A 16,160-nucleotide genomic window follows, 5' to 3' on the forward strand; every position below is an offset into this window, starting at 1 on the left:
GGCTAGACACTTGCCGAGGGTCGGTGGTCTAATTCTTCAGCTTCATGGACAAGGGCCTCATATTGCGCAGAGTGCTTCGACCCGTATTGCTCATTGCGTATGTCAGCCCTGTTGCCGCAACGATGGCTCGGGCAAATGGAGCTTCAATTCAGTTCCATCTCCCAGCTAGTACTTCCTGACCTAGAACATGAAGCCGCCGAGATTATCGGACGGCGACAAGGTCTTTCCCTCAAGTCCATCAAGAACACCTTGGCGCACGCCGACGCGTTCTTGGCGGGCCCGCTGAAATCTGACATAGTTTTGGAACGAGGAAAGCACTTCATGCACATTTTGAGAAGCTACCTGCCGTTCCTGATTGGGATTTTCATTGCAGGCTGTACAGCCTTAACTCCTTTCGAGGGCACTGAAGAAACCACGCCACCCCCTGTCACGCGTGGCATATGGTCTGAAATCGAAACCATCAGGGGCTCAGACTGGCAGGTCCCGTTAAACGAAGGGCGAGGCGCGCTTGGCTGGCGCTTGCGCGCGATCGATTCAGCAACCAGTTCGATTGACTTGCAAAGCTTCATCTGGAGCTTCGACGATGTTGGCAGCGTCATACAGGAGCGCTTGCTGGCGGCCGCCGATCGGGGGGTCAATGTCCGCATTCTGATCGACGACAGCTTCCTTGTCGGGGAAGATCAGCATCTTCTCCAACTGCATCGCCATGAGAACGTACAGTACCGCATATATAACCCCTATGAGCGTCGCGCGGACAGTGCGATGACACGGTTCGTTCTCAATCTCGGGGATTTCGACAGGCTGGATCATCGTATGCACAACAAGTCGATGGTGGTCGACAATCAGGTTGCCATCGTTGGAGGACGCAACCTTGCTGATGAGTATTTCGGTTTCGATGATGCGGCGAATTTCCGGGACATGGAGCTTCTCGTTGGTGGTCCTATCGTCGAGAAGATCAGCGGCTCATTCGACACCTATTGGAACGATCGCTGGTCTTTCCCGGTGGATAAGATTGGCCGCGTCCGGGCTGCCCATGTGCCCAGAGAAAAGGTTCAGGGCGAGGCTGCGGAGCTTGACCGCATGTACCCCAGAGAGCCTCAGGAGAGCCGCGATGCGGCCTGGCGTGACATCGTCAAGCAGTCGCATCGCGGTAGGTCCAAGCTGATTGCTGATCGCCCCCCGGAAGATCGCCCCGAAGCTCTGAAAGACAGGCCTGTTCAGGTTGCTGATGCACTTTCGCGGCTGATTACATCGGCGCGTGACGAGGTCACCATCGTTTCGGCCTATCTGATACCTACACCTGGCCTTGTCCAAGCCCTCAAGAGTGCCGTCAGCCGAGGCGTCCGCGTTCGGCTTCTGACCAACTCAATCAATTCGAACAACCATATTTCGGCGTACGCGGCCTACAGGGGGCATATCGCAGAACTGCTGTCGTTTGGAGCCGAAGTGCACGAGATGCGCACACTTGCCGACATTCGTCCGCGCTACATCTTGCCCCCGGTGCTGAAGAAACATCTGGGGCTGCATGCCAAGTACATGATCGTTGACAAGCGGCACGTTGTTGTCGGAAGCGCCAATCTCGACCCGCGGTCTTTGAGGATCAACACGGAACTGGTTCTGATTGTCGACAGCAAGTCCCTGGCGAATGACCTTCTCAAACTGACCGAACCGGACTTTGACGAAAGCAACGCTTGGCGTCTCGCCCTCAAGGACGATGGAAAGATTGTCTGGATGGGAAATGGCATGGTCTTGGATGCGGAACCGGCCTTGCGAGGGTTTCAGAGAATTGAGGAGTGGTTCTTTGCCCATCTTCCGATCGAGGATGAATTGTGAGTTTCGCGCCCACATAACGGCGATCGCATTGTCTGGCGGGCCTTCGATCTCCTGCCGCTCTCAATTGCTCACATATTGAGCGATTGCAGGAAACCCCAAACGGGACTTATGCGTGGATAGAGTCATCCCTCACTCCACGATGAAGTTGGCGTGCAGGACTTGCAGCGAGTGGTAGCGTGAGATTCCAGCATTGAAGGCACCAAAGATTGCCTAGCGCTAGGCGATCTGGTTCTGAGTAACAGGGGTCTCCAGACGGACGGGCAAGGCAGATCGAGAACGCCCTGCCGTCCTTGTAGCCATCTGCGGTCAGTTTGCTGACGCGACGACCTCCCCGAGCTTCAGTCACCCCGCCGTCTGCGAACAGTTATGATGCAATCCGAATGGCGTGGATGCAGAGCGGGCAAGTCCCGGCCCAAGACGTCGATGGAGCCCACATGCCGGAGCGTGCCAGAAACGGTGATCGACCGACCGGTTTGCGTCTTGCGTTGTCCGTGACCGCTTGCAAGGCAATTCCACGATTTGCCACCATCATCCGCACTGAAGGCCGGAGGCTGGTGCTGCTTCTGCCGACCTGGCTTTGCCGTGATATGTGCCGGACCAAGGGATGGCTTTGTCGGCGTCGGCACGTGGACAACTTGCACATCCTTGGAAGGCGGGACCACCACGACCGGCGGACGCGGTTGTGGGCGGGGTACCGAGACGATGATCGGTTGAGGCACCGCGGTCGGTGTCAGCTGTGGGGTCCCTTGGGGAACTGGCTGCGGGACTGCCGTCGCGATGGCACCTGGTACTTGTGGCTGAACCGGCTGCACTGACTGAGGCGTGCGTTGAGGCGTTGCCTGGGGTGTCGCAGGCGGGACACGTCCGGGTACCGCCGTGGGAACGCGCCCCGGAACCTGTTGTTGTTGCGCAATTGACGGCACCATTTGTGGCGTAGCTTGGGGCGTGGCACCGGGTCGAGCTGTCGGGATGCGGCCCGGCACTTGCTGCTGCACCATTGGCGGCACCAGAGAGGGTATCGCTTGGGGGGTGGCCACGGGGATACGTCCAGGTACCGCTTGCGGGGTCGCCTGAGGGACCGGCGCAGTGCCTGTGAACGTGCGAGGGGGATCGGGGCGCACGATGATCGTTGCGGAGACCGGCCCGAACCCGGTCACTGTCGTCGGAGGATTGGGCACGATTGTCACCGTGGGCAAGCCGGTGCCAGTAAAGGACGGTCCCGGCACGCCTTGGACATTCGCAGCCGGCGACGTGCCGGTGAATGTCTGGGGACGCAAGGGTTGCAGGACGATGGTTGGCTGCTGCCCGGTACCGGTAAAGGATGGCGTTTGCTGGGTCTGCAACGGGGGCACCGGCGAGGTTCCGGTGAATACCTGACCGGGCTGAGGTGTCACCTCGATCGGAACCTGACCTGTCCCGGTGAAACTGCCGCCTGGCTGGCCCTGTACCGTCGGAACCGGCGACGTCCCCGTGAAAACCTGACCGGGCTGAGCCGTCACCTCGATCGGGAGCTGACCGGTCCCGGTGAAACTGCCACCGGGCTGGCCCTGTACTGTCGGTACTGGGGCAGTGCCCGTAATGGTTTGCGAGGGCAGCGGCTCGAGCAAGATCACACTTGTCGTCACATCTGTTGGCGTTGGCACAATGCTTGGCCCGGTCGGAGGCAGCTGGTTTGACGTGGGCACCTGAGCGGGCGGCAGGCTTGAGGACGGAGTTGACCCACCGGTGCCACAGTTGGTCCCCTGATGTTGGTTTCCGACACCAATGCACCAGCCATAGTGGTTTCCGGCGCTCCAGCCCGGCTGTGGGACTGTGGCAAGGGCGGCAACGATTGTCGCGGTGACTGCGAAAAAAGACTTCATGACATCACCATGTTTTGGTCAGAGAGAGATAAAAGGCTGGATCCCCCGCCGACGTGGTCGGGCCATCCGACAGCGGGACGGCAACGTAGTTGCGCAGGAACACATTCCCCTTGAATTCCAGATCGAGTCCCAGTCCCACGGAGGCGAATGTTTCTTCGGTCGTTTCGGAGGCGCTGGGTTCATTGTTCTTGACGTAACCGGCATCTAGGAAGCCGAAGGGCCTGATCCGCCGCAAATACTGACTGTCGGGATAAAGGTCCCGCGAAACCTCAATGCTCGCTGACAGGCCAATGTCTCCCTGTACCTCAGCAAACGCGTAGCCGCGTTCGTCATCGATGCCCCCAAGATAGAATTCCTCAATGGCGGGCAGAGCATCGCTTGTGTATTGGCCCCAGAATTCCGCGTGAAGTGAGGAATTCTCACCAAACCAGCTTACGGGGCGCTGATATCCCAGACCCGCCCGAAGGTGCCAGAAGGTTTCATCATCAGTGCCAACACCTCCGAAGTTGGATTGGCTCCTGCCATAAGACAGGTTTGCCGCGTATTCCCAGGCACCCCCATGGGAAAGCGCCGCACCATAGACCCAGGATGCCGACAAGACATCCACATCGGCATCGAACCCGACCGAGGGGAGGGTAACACTGGATGCGGTCTGCCGAAGTTCGAAAAGTGCGTAGCCATAGCGTTCGATATCCCGGATCACCGGATGGCCGAAGGCAAGGATCGCGGTATTGCCCTCGATATCGGTCCGCTCAAGCGTTCCGGACGCATCCCGATCCGCGAGCACGTTGCCGAAGTAGAGCTCGCCATAGGATCCGTTTCCACCCAGCGGCATTCTGTATGTCACAGCACCGAATACGCTGCTGTCCCCTTCTCCGAAATATTCGGTCGCAGACAGCTCGAAGCGGAGAAAATCACCCGCCGTCAGCGCACTGGTGAACTGCTGGCCAAAGGTCAGGACTGCCGCATCACCGAACTCCCGCGCCGGGTTGTCGAGCGTCAGATAACCGGAAGCGCTGTCTTCCTCCCGTGCAACGATCCTGACATGGGCATTCTCCTGCCCCGCCGGATACTCGACCTCCGCGGTGGCCGAGATCGATCCAATGTCTTCCACCAGCATGATCGATCGTTCGAACTGATCAAGGCGAACAGCATGCTTCCCCAGGACCGGTGCGAAATATTTGCGGATCAAACGGAATGTGCCTGCATCAACACCTTCGATGCTCAGCGTGTCGATCTGCCCCTCATTGACCAAGATGGTCCGACCGTCGTCACCAACCCAGACTTCGGCAAGAAAATAGCCGTCCTCGCGATAGATCACTTCAAGTGTATCTGCCAGCACACCGGGCGTCACCCGACCCTCGCGCTGCAAGGCAACCTGAGCAGCATAGCTCAGGACTTCGGCGGGATCGTAGGCTGTCACACCCAGCACATGATAGGTTTGCGCATCGACTGACTGGGCCGCAGCGCGGCCTGGTAGCATTGCACTAAAGCTGCCGCATCCAATCGCGACCATGATCGCCAAAGGGACCAGTTTTCGGGCTGCCAAGCTCATCCTGGTATTTCTCCAATCCTGAAAGACGCCTTCCCGTCTTGGTTGCATAAGATAAAGGAATAATTATGTCCCCGGTGCAAGTGGAGGCTTTTGCAGACCACCGAGGCATACGCGTCTGCCATGCGACGAGGTTGGCAAACCAAGAAAGACGGCGTGGTGCGTTCCAGAGAAGGGCCAGATCGGAACTGGCAGTCGGCATCACGATGTCCAATCTCCGCCACAAGCTGATATCCTAGCGCCCCAGCCACACGGCCAATGCAATGAAGCTGATCAACACGGGCTGATGTACGAGATAGACTGCAAGGCTATGCCGTCCGGGCCAGCTGAACCAGCGGGCAGGCGCTGTGGTGCGGAACGGAAGATCCCATCGGGAGACGGGGATCAGCCGTGCGCATGCCATTCCAGCCAGAAACACACCCAGCCAAGGGATCAAGGGCAGGAAGTCCAGCGACGGTCGTACGGACGAGCTCAGCCCCGTCCATGCGAGCCAGAACGATCCAGAAGGCACTGGACCGATAGGACCATCCATACCAAAGATCAGAAAGGCCAGAGCCAACAGCAACCATGTCGGTGCGAACAGAAGGCCTGCCCCGATCAGGCTTGACGCAGCAAGACAATGCAGGATTCCGAAATATACAAAGCGGTCCGGGATAGCCAGGTAGGTGGCCAGCGATACCAATGCGGCAGCGCCCGAAATCATCGCAAAGCGCTTTGCCCATGGTCTGGGCCGAAACCCTGCATCGTGCGCAATGACCAAACTGATGCCCGACAGAAATATGAACGAGCCCGCGATCATCCGAGCGGCGATCGCCCAGCTTCCCTGAGAAGTTGTTCCGGGAACAATAACTCCAAAGAACTCCAAATCCCGAAAGAAGTGAAAGCCAATCATGGCGATCAAGGCGAGGGTTCGCGAAGCGTCGAGCCAAAACAACCGGGATCTCGCAGTTTGGGCCCTCTGCTCAATCCGGCTCTTCCCTTGAAGAGCATTCACCAGGGTTGCCGGGGCGGGATTTACCTTTCCCGTTCCCATATCAGGGCTCAATTCTCATTTGCGGCTTGCAACCTCTCCATCACCGTCGCGCATTCCTCGACCCCACCGACAACGCCCCCAGGTGCTGCCTGACCGGCGAGCGCGCTCATGTCGGCTGCGGCGCGCCCAAGCACTTGATCGACCTGTTGCGCACTGAGCAGTCCCTCTTCCTGAGCAGCCTGGACCGTCGCGCAGATACCGGCTGACAGACCGGTCGCGACGCCTATGCCTGCAGCCGCGCCACTCATGACTGGTGCGACAACAAAAGCACCAAGGCCTGCGCCAAGAATGAGGCCGACAATTCCAAACAGCAGCTTACCCATATGTACCTTCCTTTCTCGGGTGCGTCGGCCTTCAAGGCCAAATCAGATTAAGGATGAACACGGCGGCACCGATCCCGAAGAACAGCGGCCAACTCCACCTTGGGCCACCATCTTTATGCGGGACATAAAGACCCGCTTTGTGCATGCCGATCATTACGGCGAATATGAGAACACCTGTTATGAGTGCATGTGCGAGGTCAAAGTGCATCCGACCCTCCCTTGTTGGTTAATTGTTGTCGGTTCGGCCTGTTTGGAAAAACCGACAGAGCAATGTCAGGATCACGATATTGAGCAGTGGTGACAGGGCCCCCATCCACGGAAGCAACGCTTCTGGGAATATGTCGGTCCAGAGAACCCATGGCATTCCAAGAGGCACCAGAAAGACCCCTGCCAACGGGTCACGCTCCTGACCGAAAAACCCGAAGGTACCGATCAGGAGCAACGCCAGGGCCACGAGGTAGAGGACCCAGGCGACACCGATGACCCATCGACAGAGTTTCATTTCCGTTTCTCTCAGTTCGCGAATTCGCTGAACACGGTGACGCTTCCATTCGGCTCCAGGCGACAGCTCACGCGCTGCCCCCCGGCGTCCAGAACCAAGAGCGGGCCGCCGCCGGTGCGAACGCGGTCGGCGATATTGATGTCTTGCGCGGGAAAGCTGGTATAGCGTGCCGCTTGGTCGATGCAGGGTGCAGTCATGGCATTGAATTGCGCCTCTGTCCCGCTCAGGCCATCATTGGCAGGCGTTCCCGCTGTCTCGACGCATCCCGCCACGGCGATAAGTGCTACGGCTCCAAAGGTAAGCCTGATCGTCTTCTTCATTGTCTTCCCTACTTCCTACGTATCAGTTTGGTTGAAACCGATGACCTACCTGACTCTGATCAGCGCGGTATAGGATACCGACCGACCGCCCCGGTTCATGACTTCGATCCTGTAGTCCCCGCTTTGCCAAAGCTGACCGCGATAGAACCGTCCTGCATTGACTGCGCCCAGAAGCTCACGACCGTCGGGGTTGAAAATCCGGTAGAAGAGATTCGGTGCTGCGCCAGCCAATTCCACGGAAAGCGTCTGCCCGTTTCTCGCCCCAAGAAGATACGTCACTGTGGCACCGGCAGGGAGGCTGTCAGAAAACTCCGTTCCTGACGCGCCCGGCTGAAACCGGATGCGCTGGGTGCGGGAAAGGCTGGGTAACTGCGTCGCCTGACCGGCTTGTCCGGTCAGGAAACGGGCATTGACCCAACCTCTCTCCCGTATGTCCGTCATCATCTCGATCTGACACCAGCGCGCGGCACCTTGCGTCTGACACCCCAGGTTGCGCACCGAAGCCCCGTTCGGCAAAGCTCCGATGACACCGTATCTGGTGCCAGGCCCCGCCCGAACGTTCAGAACGTCATTCGCCGCGACGCCGGTCACACGGACCACCGGACCCGCCTCAGGTGCAGGCGCGGCCCCGGCAAGGGTGAGATACCGTCCGGCAACCCAGCCGCGCTCCCGCATATCCGTCATCATCTCGATTTGGCACCAACGCGTGCCACCCTGCATCTGGCAACCGAGGTTCCGAACCGAGGTGCCATTCGAGAGCGCCCCGACGATGCGATTATTCGTCCCCGGTCCGCTGCGCACATTCAGAGTATCGCCCTGGCGAAGACCGGTCACCTGCACCACGCTGCCCTGCCCCGCGTTACTGCTTCCTTGCCCCGCACTCCCGGCACCGGGCAAAAAGGCATTCTGGACCCGACCTTCGGCGAAGAATTCGGTCATCCGGCGGCCGTTGCGATTGTAAGAGCAGGCAAAGTCTTCGAAACGGGTCTCAAGAAAAATGCGCCCGTTGATCGCGTGGGTCCCATCAACCCTCTGACCGTTGTAGCGCATGTCTGTCCGCGCGGTGAAATCGCGAAAGTAGGTCTGACCGACGCTTGAACATTCGTTGATCATGAACTCTGTCGACTGCGCCAAAGACGACTGGGCCCAGAACAGAGCCAAAAAGACGGTGGAAAGAACCTTTCCGACGAGAGTCCGTCTCCGCCCCACCTGAACGATAGCTGAATAATTCATCAATCCTCACCTTCGCCTGATCAGTTTGACCACCAGCAGCAAGATCACCGCCCCGAGAAAAGCGCCGAGAATGCCATGGATCGGCAGGCCAATAATCGGGAAGAGATATCCTGCAACGAGCGCCCCGCCGATCCCGATGGCCACGTCGGGAAAAAGTCCCGAACCGCGGCCCTTTACGACAAGACTTGCCACCCAGCCAACAATCGCGCCGATCACCACGATTATGACCAAGCCTGCCAATCCGCCCATGATGGTTCCGGCTGTATCTTCCACGACAATTTAGCCCTTTTGCATCGTGAGTGATGCCCGCCTTACTGTCCCCGGAGAATATCGCGATCCCTCGCGTTCCCCGGGGACGGCTCACAGCATCAACTAAAGCGTGCCCTCGCTGCCCATGAACATGGTGGATGGATTACTTCCGTCTGGCGATACCAGGCACCGCCAGGGGGCGCCGTTCTCACCCACCCGCATGTAAATCGCGGTCGCGGCTTCTGATGTCTCGCCACCGACAACGATGACATTGCCATCTGTCTGAAGATCAAGCGCCGTCCGACAGGAGTTAATCGCGGCCTGGCTGACGTCAGAGGCCATGGTCGTGATAAAAGGTGGCCCCCCTGCCGCGGCAGGCATCTGCGATACGCTCGCATCGCCTGACGTTTCCACGCAGGCCGCCAACAAGCTTAGTGCCCCGGCAGCAACAATAGCTCTGTGTATGGATATGCTCATGTCGTTCTCCTTTGTTTATTGATTTGTCATCAGGACGCTGGATTTACTCAATTCCGATGATCACGTTGTAGGTCTGTGAACTGCCGCCACGGTTGAACACTTCGATCACGTGATCACCGGACTGCCAGAGCTGACCGCGGTACTCCATGTCGGCGCGCACTTCGTCCAGTAGAGCGGTATGATTGGGGTTGAGGATCCGGTAGGACAGGCCGGGTCCGTTCGCGGCGATGCGAGCGTACAGAAACTGGCCATTCGACGCGCCCAGCACGAAGCGATGGGAAGCGCCGACATTCAGGGTGTCGGTGAACTCCGTACCGGTGGTCCCGCGCGCGAAGCGCACGCGCTCGGTCGTGTGGCTCGCGTCCTGGCCGGCATGGACCGGAGTTGCGCGCGCCGAGCGGATCGGCCCGGTACCCTCGGTCAGGAACTCCGCCGCCGCCCAGCCCGAGGCGTCGCCGTCCGCAATATGGCACCAGCTGCGTCCTTCCGCTTCGCGGCACCCGAGGTTCTCGACCACCATACCGCGCGGCAGAACGGCGACGGTTGGCGCCGACGTCGAAGGTTGTGAGTGTACCTTCAGACGACTGTCGGCGCTTACTGTGAAATGGTCCGGACCGTCGGCGCCGCCCTCCGGAGCCGCGGGCGCCGCTGCGCTTCCGACCCCGAGGATCGTGCAGACCCCGTTCGCGCCACCCGAACCGGTGAAGCTCACGATCAGATCACGGCCGCCACCCTCATGGCTGATGCTGATGGTGAGGCTTTCCATCCGCGCCTCGTAGTATTTCTCGTTGAACCGCGCGACGTCCATCGGCGCGCCGTTGATACGGACGGTGCCGGTGCTGTCGGCATCGACGTAATTCGACAGGCATTGTGCCGAGAAGACTGGCATCTCGGCCAGTGCCGCCGTCGGCAGGACAAGAGCGCTCGCCATCAGAAGTTTACGGATATACATGACTCTTTCCTCTCCAAAGTATCAGTCAGTTTGTTGCTGCTTGGCGGAGCCGTTCGAGTACGGCTTCGCACTCGCCGGCACCGCCAACGATTTGTTCGGCTTCCGTTTCGATCTCGGGTGACAGGCTGCGAAGGTTCTCGGCCGCGCGATTGAAGGCCTGATCCAACTGTGCGTCCGTCAGGAGGCCTTCGTCCCGCGTGGCCTGCGCCAAACCGCAAAGACCAGCAGACAAGCCAGTCGCAATCCCGACACCGGCGCCTCCTCCGAACCCGATTGCTGTACCACCGGCGAAGCCGAAGATGCCCCCAAGCACGAGGAAGATGATTGCGAGAAGCACTTTGCCCAGGATCTGATTCCTTTCCTGTTGATCCGCGCCGTCACTCGCCTTGGACAATTGCGTCGGGGATTTCGTACCGCTCGTCGTTGACGCGGATCAGAAACAGATCGCCTTCGCGTGCCGACGAAACCCCATGTCCGCCATCCGCCTCGCTGGTATCGGCACCGAGCAATGCGCCGTCAGAGAAGAACAATGCCCGCGTCTTTCCGTCAGGCCGGAATATTGCTACCGTAGCATTGGCGCCTGCGTCCCGCGCGACACCGAAGGCGCACTGGGCCATTGGCGCGCCAACCTCTTTGGCGCAGGGCAAGATGCCCGTTGCATCGAACACGCCCTGCCCTGCCCTGAGAGCAGTGTCGGAGGCCTCGAGGGTCTGTTGCTCCGCCCATCCGCTGACGCTGCCATCGAGTGACGTGACCTGGCACCAATCTCCTTCGCACCCGGCGTTACGCAGGACTTGCCCCGAGAAAGCACCGCCCACAATGCTAGACGCGACATCCGGCTCTACACGGATGGGCATGCCGTCCGCCAGACCGAACGGGTTGAGATAAGGCGGCTCACCCGCCGGGCGCTCGAGACCCGCGTGCGCTTGGGGAGCCTCAGGAAACCCTGTACCGGCTTCCACCAATGATTTGAGGTCGAGGACAGTGCCACCATTCGACAAGCGCAGCACGTCCAACAATGGGTCAAAGCTCACGGTCATGCGACCGCTGAACACCGCGATGATCTTGTCGTCCTGCGCCGCCATCGCATCGTCGGGACAAGCCATGCGCGTCGTGGCAACCGGGCCTTCGACGATCAGTTCGTTTCCCTCGAGCCTTGCGCTTCCCTGAAAGCGGTTGCATCCCGTAGTGCCTGAAAAGGCTCCGTCCGCCAAAATGCGGACTTCTGGCGTACCTACGGGCACCGCGCCCCCTAGGCCAACAATTTGCCATTCGCTCGCCCTTACTGACGTTGCCATCGCCGCGACAGCAAAACAAAAGACGAGAAAACCTACCCGCTTCGCCGTTGTCCTCAGATGATCTACAGGTTCTTCACTAGCTAAAACGTCGATGTTCAACTTACCTCAACAGTCCCCTATGGTCCGGAGCGGCGCTGATTGGTGCCATTCGATCAGCCTGGATAACGACTCCTAGCCTCCCGGCAATGAAGCGATCATCTCACGTGATCATTGCGCCAGAGAAGGGCGGAAATATGCGTTTGAAGAAATGAATATGCGGCCGCGTGCCCGAGAAAAGCAGGCATCCCGAGATAGTCGGTCAGGAACTCCGAAGCGCATGCAACGCACTTTGCACGTTAGGACCGCGATGAATAATCATCGCACGGGATGGGTCCTCTACCCGCACGATTTCGATCAGTTCAACAGTTTCTTTCTCTTGTCTGGGAAGTTCAAAATAGTCCGTCACGTAATTCAACACACCGATCAATGCATCGTTCTCGAAAATCGGCTCATATACCGTGGCGTGACCGCGCCCGCCGAAATTGGTTACGAACCTGAACAAAAGACAATCGCCGTTTAGAAGACCTGACTCACGCACCGCGCCCAAAAAGCCCGGCTTCCCTATGCGATCGGAATATCTTTCGAGGCTCATTCCGAGCAAAGCTTGCGGGTCTTGCCCTCGCGCCTCGAAGTGACGCTTTCCAGATGCGGAAAGTTCGACCAACCGAAGCTTGCTGTCGAGTAGCGTGGACGGCAGATAGTCGTGCCGTACGAATGCCAGACTTCTGAGCATGGCCCGGCGGCTCTGGTCGCGCAGAAGCAGCGTTTGAAGCGCTGCGCGCCTTGCGGGACGAGGCGACTCGGCACCTCGTTCCCACCTACTGACCGTTCCTTGGTCCACGTTCAGCTTCTCGGCAAGCTGGGTTTGTGTCATACCGAGACGCCTACGTAGCTCTTTTATCAACGCGCCGTCTATAACCTTCCCTTTCTGCAGACTTTCATCATAAGCCGATTGAAATACACGCGCGGGTGACTTGCCTGGGTGACACTAACACGGGATAGCCTGCGCTCAAAATACGATTTGGAGTACAGTTAGGCCGCAGTGCTTGCACAGCGCTCATCAAGTATCGGCTGACTTGGGCAAATGGATAGGTTTCGCATAAACCACCAGTGTCGATTGCGGGATGTTCAGACAAGGTTTTTCGAACCTAGTCAGGTTTGCAGGCCCTCAACGAGGATGAGGTCGGTGTCGGAGATCTTCTCTCTGATGGCACGTGCCTCTGTGTATGCATCGGACTCGTAGAAAGCCCGAGCCGCATCAATGCTTTCGAACTCAATCACGATGGCCAGCCCCCGAGCGCCGCCCTCGCGATGGTCTGGTGATGGGTTCCTTACCAGAACTTTGCCGTTGTGCGCTTTGATTGCAGCTCCCGACAGTTGCTTGAACTCCTCAAAAGCGCCCTTGTCGTGAACACGGATGTGCGCGACGAGATATCCTTTTGCCATTGTGATCCTCCCGTATCTTGTTGCTATGCTTTGAAGGGCAACTGTAGCACAAAACTGTGTCTATGCTGTTGATAGCGAAGTAGTGAGAGGGATTACGACATGACCTCAAAGATTTTGGCCGTTTTGGCGATGCTCTTGTTGAGCGTTGGCTCGGCAATGGCGTTTTCACCCGAAGCACAACAACTCATCGACCGCGCGGCTGCGGACTGCCAAGCCTTCGAGAACGGAGAGTTCGATCAAGGCGATGCCGTAACTGAGATCGAACTGCGATCTCAGTTTGGGACCGTCAACGCGGAACTTGTGGACGAAAGCCAATACGCATGCTCTTCCGCCGCGTCGCTTTTCTGCGGGACGGGTGGGTGCATGCTTAATCTCATTGTGAACGGTGAGAAGATGTCGTGGCAGTCAACTGGTTGGCGGCTCATTGATTGGGGTCCCGACCGTATCCTTCTCATTGGACGTGATGGAGGTTGGTGCGGAGGTGCTGGCGCAGAGGTGTGCTATGAAGCGCTGGTTTGGAGCAAGGACGGGATTTTGACTGTGGGTCCTGGCCCCGAATGAATAAGCTGTGCTGTTGGCCGCTTTTCAAAACAATATGAGACAAACGCTGTGTTCCACTTTCGATGCCCAACACATTGGCACCCAACACTATGTTTAATAATGACTTTCAGCCCGCGCAGTGTCCGGCCAACGCTCGAAAACTGTAGGCTGAAAACTGTAGGATGACCGTGCAACACAGACCGCCAAAACGTGCGGAAGCGCGGTTGGTTCTTCTGCTTTCAAAAGTGGTGCCCGGGGGCGGAATCGAACCACCGACACGAGGATTTTCAATCCACTGCTCTACCCCTGAGCTACCCGGGCACGGGATGCCTGAAACAGGCTGGGTGAACGGGTTCTAGGGGGTTGCGGGCGGGGTGTCCAGCCTCTTTTTGCACGCCCGACGGGCCGGTGTCGCCTTGTCGCCTCAGTGAGGCTTTCCGCCCCCCTCGACGGATGCCGATGCGGCCTCGATGGCCGCTTCGATGTCCTCGGGATCCTCCGATGGCACGGCGTAGGATCCGTTCAGCCAGCGCGCCAGGTCGCGGTCGGCGCAGCGGCGCGAGCAGAAGGGCCGGTACTTCGGCACAGTGGTTTCGCCGCAGATCGGACAGCTCATGCAGGCACCTCGCTCAGGGGCGTGCGCGCGCGCTTGCGTTGCAGCTCGTAGTGGCCCAGCGGCGTCCAGCCCACCAGCGTGGTTTCGACCTGGTCGGCACGGAAGGCGGCCCGCAGGGCGCTTTCGAAGGCGCGGCGGTCCTGCTTGGGCATCGGCGCAAGATCGAGCGTGATCTGCCCCCCAAGCCCGCGCACCCGCAGCGCGCGGGGCAGTGCCCTGGCACAGGCGAGGTTCGCCTTCACGCCGGCGGCGAGCGAGGCATCGCTGCCGGTGTTCACATCGACGGCCACCAGCGCGCGGGTGGGCTCCACGAACATCGACGCGCCACCGCCCAGCGGCACCTCCGCGCGCCGCGCGGCGTCGATCGCCTCCAGCACCCCATGGTCCTCGAAACCGCCCGATGTCGTCACGACCTCCGCCGCCTCCACCCATTCCCGCCAGGCCAGCACATGGGGCCCATCGCCATCGGCAAGCGTCTCCATCTCGCGCGCGGGGTCGTCGCTCACCTTCTGCGCAAGCTCCAGCATGGCGGCGATGTCATCGGCAATCTCGTATTCCGCCGCCCCCGCGCATGAAGAGCGCAGGATCAGGCCGAAACCGCTCTCGCCCGCGACGTCATGGGCGATCTCCAGCAGCCTGTCCCGCTCGTCCTCGTCCCGGATGCTCCGCGAGATGTTCAGCCCCGGTGCCTCGGGCGTGACGATGGCGTAGCGGCTCTTGAAAAGCAGTTTCGCCGTCACCGGGATCGCCTTGCCCGCCTCGGCATAGCCGGTGACCTGCACCAGGATCGGCTGACCCGGTGCCAGCCCCTTGACCTGCCGCAGGAAGGCCGCCCCATCCGGCGTCTTGAGGAACATGCCCCCCTGCCCCTTTACGGGCCGGTCGGCGATCGCGCGGTAGACTGTGCCGGGGCGCGGCGCATCACTGTCGAGGAACAGGTCCTCAAGCTGCCCGTCCACCATCAGCGCCGCCGCTTCGACGTCGCCCAGATGATCAAGGATGATCGTACGTCCCTTCATGCCCTGCCCCCGTAAAGCGGATAGCCCGCCGCCACCAGCAGGTTCGCGGTCTCGGCCAGCGGCAGCCCCACGATGGCGGTGAAGGACCCGCTGATCCAGGGAATGAAGGCACCTGCAGGCCCTTGGATGCCGTAGCCCCCCGCCTTGCCCTGCCAGTCGCCGCTGTCGAGATAGCTTGCGATCTCGGGTTCGGACAGCACCTTCATCTTGACGCTGCTTTGCACGTCGCGTTCCCAGACCCGCGCACCGCGCCGCACCGCCACCGCCGTAACAACCCGGTGCCGCCGCCCGGACAGGCGGCGCAGGAAATCCTCCGCCTCTGCGCGATCCGCGGGCTTGCCGAGGATGCGGCGGCCCAGCGCCACGGTGGTATCTGCGCAAAGCACGATATCGTCATCGCCAGCCTCGACCGCCGCCACCTTCTCGCGCGCGATCCGCGCGCAGTAGGGGCGCGGCAACTCGGCCTTCCGTGGCGTCTCGTCGATGTCGGGAGGGCGCACATCGTCGGGCCGCACGCCGATCTGCGCCAGAAGCTCCAGACGCCGGGGCGAGGCTGATCCGAGGATGAATTTCATGGGACTGTTGCTCCGGACCGGTCCGCACCCGTGGTACGGACCAGAAACGGCATGCGCTTCAAGCGCTTACTTGAAACGGTAGTTGATCCGACCCTTGGTCAGATCGTAGGGGGTCATTTCGACTTGCACCTTGTCGCCAGCCAGAACCCGGATGCGGTTCTTGCGCATCTTGCCTGCCGTATGCGCGATGATCTCATGGCCGTTTTCAAGCTCGACCCGAAACGTCGCGTTAGGCAGGAGTTCCTTCACGACACCGGGAAATTCGAGCGTATCTTCCTTGGCCATGGTCTC

21 protein-coding genes and 1 tRNA gene are annotated in these 16,160 nt (G+C 59.8%); 3 read left to right on the forward strand and 19 right to left on the reverse strand.

Annotated features, from left to right (window positions below; all coding sequences use genetic code 11):
- The first annotated feature begins 135 nt into the window (after positions 1-135).
- Positions 136-1,833 (forward strand): phospholipase D-like domain-containing protein, encoded by a 1,698-nt coding sequence (locus tag AB2B41_RS07880; RefSeq protein ID WP_367877227.1) that lies wholly within the window; start codon positions 136-138, stop codon positions 1,831-1,833.
- A 1,122-nt stretch (positions 1,834-2,955) separates the two neighbouring features.
- Positions 2,956-3,210: a hypothetical protein gene (locus AB2B41_RS07885; RefSeq protein WP_367877228.1), complete on the forward strand. Its 255-nt coding sequence runs from the start codon at positions 2,956-2,958 to the stop codon at positions 3,208-3,210.
- 489 nt (positions 3,211-3,699) lie between these two features.
- Here the strand turns inward: AB2B41_RS07885 and AB2B41_RS07890 are convergent, their stop codons facing one another.
- From AB2B41_RS07890 to AB2B41_RS07955, 14 genes are all read right to left on the reverse strand, one after another.
- Positions 3,700-5,211: a ShlB/FhaC/HecB family hemolysin secretion/activation protein gene (locus AB2B41_RS07890; RefSeq protein ID WP_367877520.1), complete on the reverse strand. Its 1,512-nt coding sequence runs from the start codon at positions 5,209-5,211 to the stop codon at positions 3,700-3,702.
- A 271-nt stretch (positions 5,212-5,482) separates the two neighbouring features.
- On the reverse strand, positions 5,483-6,181 hold the full coding sequence (locus AB2B41_RS07895) for a heparan-alpha-glucosaminide N-acetyltransferase (RefSeq protein ID WP_367877229.1): 699 nt from the start codon (positions 6,179-6,181) through the stop codon (positions 5,483-5,485).
- A 107-nt stretch (positions 6,182-6,288) separates the two neighbouring features.
- A complete protein-coding gene (locus AB2B41_RS07900; RefSeq protein WP_367877230.1) occupies positions 6,289-6,603 on the reverse strand; it encodes a hypothetical protein in 315 nt (104 codons plus the stop codon).
- 31 nt (positions 6,604-6,634) lie between these two features.
- Complete coding sequence (locus AB2B41_RS07905) at positions 6,635-6,811, reverse strand: hypothetical protein (protein WP_367877231.1); 177 nt, start codon at positions 6,809-6,811, stop codon at positions 6,635-6,637.
- 18 nt (positions 6,812-6,829) lie between these two features.
- Positions 6,830-7,105, reverse strand: a complete 276-nt coding sequence (locus AB2B41_RS07910; RefSeq protein ID WP_367877232.1) for a hypothetical protein — start codon at positions 7,103-7,105, stop codon at positions 6,830-6,832.
- An 11-nt stretch (positions 7,106-7,116) separates the two neighbouring features.
- Positions 7,117-7,425, reverse strand: coding sequence for a hypothetical protein (locus AB2B41_RS07915; RefSeq protein ID WP_367877233.1), 309 nt, complete (start codon positions 7,423-7,425; stop codon positions 7,117-7,119).
- Between the two features lie 45 nt (positions 7,426-7,470).
- On the reverse strand, positions 7,471-8,538 hold the full coding sequence (locus AB2B41_RS07920) for an SH3 domain-containing protein (protein ID WP_367877234.1): 1,068 nt from the start codon (positions 8,536-8,538) through the stop codon (positions 7,471-7,473).
- Positions 8,539-8,664: 126 nt separating this feature from the next.
- The gene (locus AB2B41_RS07925) at positions 8,665-8,931 is read right to left on the reverse strand and encodes a GlsB/YeaQ/YmgE family stress response membrane protein (protein ID WP_367877235.1); all 267 of its coding nucleotides are present in this window, start codon (positions 8,929-8,931) and stop codon (positions 8,665-8,667) included.
- A 99-nt stretch (positions 8,932-9,030) separates the two neighbouring features.
- The gene (locus AB2B41_RS07930) at positions 9,031-9,249 is read right to left on the reverse strand and encodes a hypothetical protein (protein ID WP_367877236.1); all 219 of its coding nucleotides are present in this window, start codon (positions 9,247-9,249) and stop codon (positions 9,031-9,033) included.
- Between the two features lie 178 nt (positions 9,250-9,427).
- The gene (locus AB2B41_RS07935; protein WP_367877237.1) at positions 9,428-10,336 is read right to left on the reverse strand and encodes an SH3 domain-containing protein; all 909 of its coding nucleotides are present in this window, start codon (positions 10,334-10,336) and stop codon (positions 9,428-9,430) included.
- Positions 10,337-10,361: 25 nt separating this feature from the next.
- Positions 10,362-10,730 (reverse strand): hypothetical protein, encoded by a 369-nt coding sequence (locus tag AB2B41_RS07940; RefSeq protein WP_367877238.1) that lies wholly within the window; start codon positions 10,728-10,730, stop codon positions 10,362-10,364.
- Entirely contained in the window at positions 10,714-11,733 is a 1,020-nt protein-coding gene (locus tag AB2B41_RS07945; protein WP_367877239.1) for an META domain-containing protein, read from the reverse strand. The genes AB2B41_RS07940 and AB2B41_RS07945 overlap by 17 nt, the downstream gene beginning before the upstream one ends.
- A gap of 199 nt (positions 11,734-11,932) precedes the next feature.
- Positions 11,933-12,577 carry a helix-turn-helix domain-containing protein gene (locus AB2B41_RS07950; protein WP_367877240.1) on the reverse strand — a complete coding sequence of 215 codons (645 nt, stop codon included), beginning with the start codon at positions 12,575-12,577 and terminating at the stop codon, positions 11,933-11,935.
- Between the two features lie 248 nt (positions 12,578-12,825).
- Positions 12,826-13,119, reverse strand: a complete 294-nt coding sequence (locus AB2B41_RS07955; protein ID WP_367877241.1) for a DUF1330 domain-containing protein — start codon at positions 13,117-13,119, stop codon at positions 12,826-12,828.
- Between the two features lie 99 nt (positions 13,120-13,218).
- On the opposite strand from AB2B41_RS07955, the gene AB2B41_RS07960 reads away from it, so the two are divergent.
- Complete coding sequence (locus tag AB2B41_RS07960) at positions 13,219-13,680, forward strand: hypothetical protein (RefSeq protein WP_367877242.1); 462 nt, start codon at positions 13,219-13,221, stop codon at positions 13,678-13,680.
- A 225-nt stretch (positions 13,681-13,905) separates the two neighbouring features.
- Here AB2B41_RS07960 and AB2B41_RS07965 read toward each other — a convergent pair.
- From AB2B41_RS07965 to infA, 5 genes are all read right to left on the reverse strand, one after another.
- Positions 13,906-13,980, reverse strand: a tRNA-Phe gene (locus AB2B41_RS07965).
- 103 nt (positions 13,981-14,083) lie between these two features.
- Positions 14,084-14,275: a DNA gyrase inhibitor YacG gene (locus AB2B41_RS07970; protein ID WP_367877243.1), complete on the reverse strand. Its 192-nt coding sequence runs from the start codon at positions 14,273-14,275 to the stop codon at positions 14,084-14,086.
- A complete protein-coding gene (locus AB2B41_RS07975; RefSeq protein WP_367877244.1) occupies positions 14,272-15,294 on the reverse strand; it encodes a ribonuclease E/G in 1,023 nt (340 codons plus the stop codon). Before AB2B41_RS07975 ends, AB2B41_RS07970 begins: the two co-directional genes overlap by 4 nt.
- Entirely contained in the window at positions 15,291-15,869 is a 579-nt protein-coding gene (locus tag AB2B41_RS07980) for a Maf family protein (protein ID WP_367877245.1), read from the reverse strand. The genes AB2B41_RS07975 and AB2B41_RS07980 overlap by 4 nt, the downstream gene beginning before the upstream one ends.
- A gap of 66 nt (positions 15,870-15,935) precedes the next feature.
- A complete protein-coding gene (gene infA / locus AB2B41_RS07985) occupies positions 15,936-16,154 on the reverse strand; it encodes a translation initiation factor IF-1 (protein ID WP_005978431.1) in 219 nt (72 codons plus the stop codon).
- Positions 16,155-16,160 lie beyond the last annotated feature (6 nt).

It is taken from the genome of Sulfitobacter sediminis, from assembly GCF_040811725.1.
Classification (GTDB): Bacteria; Pseudomonadota; Alphaproteobacteria; order Rhodobacterales; family Rhodobacteraceae; genus Sulfitobacter; species Sulfitobacter sediminis.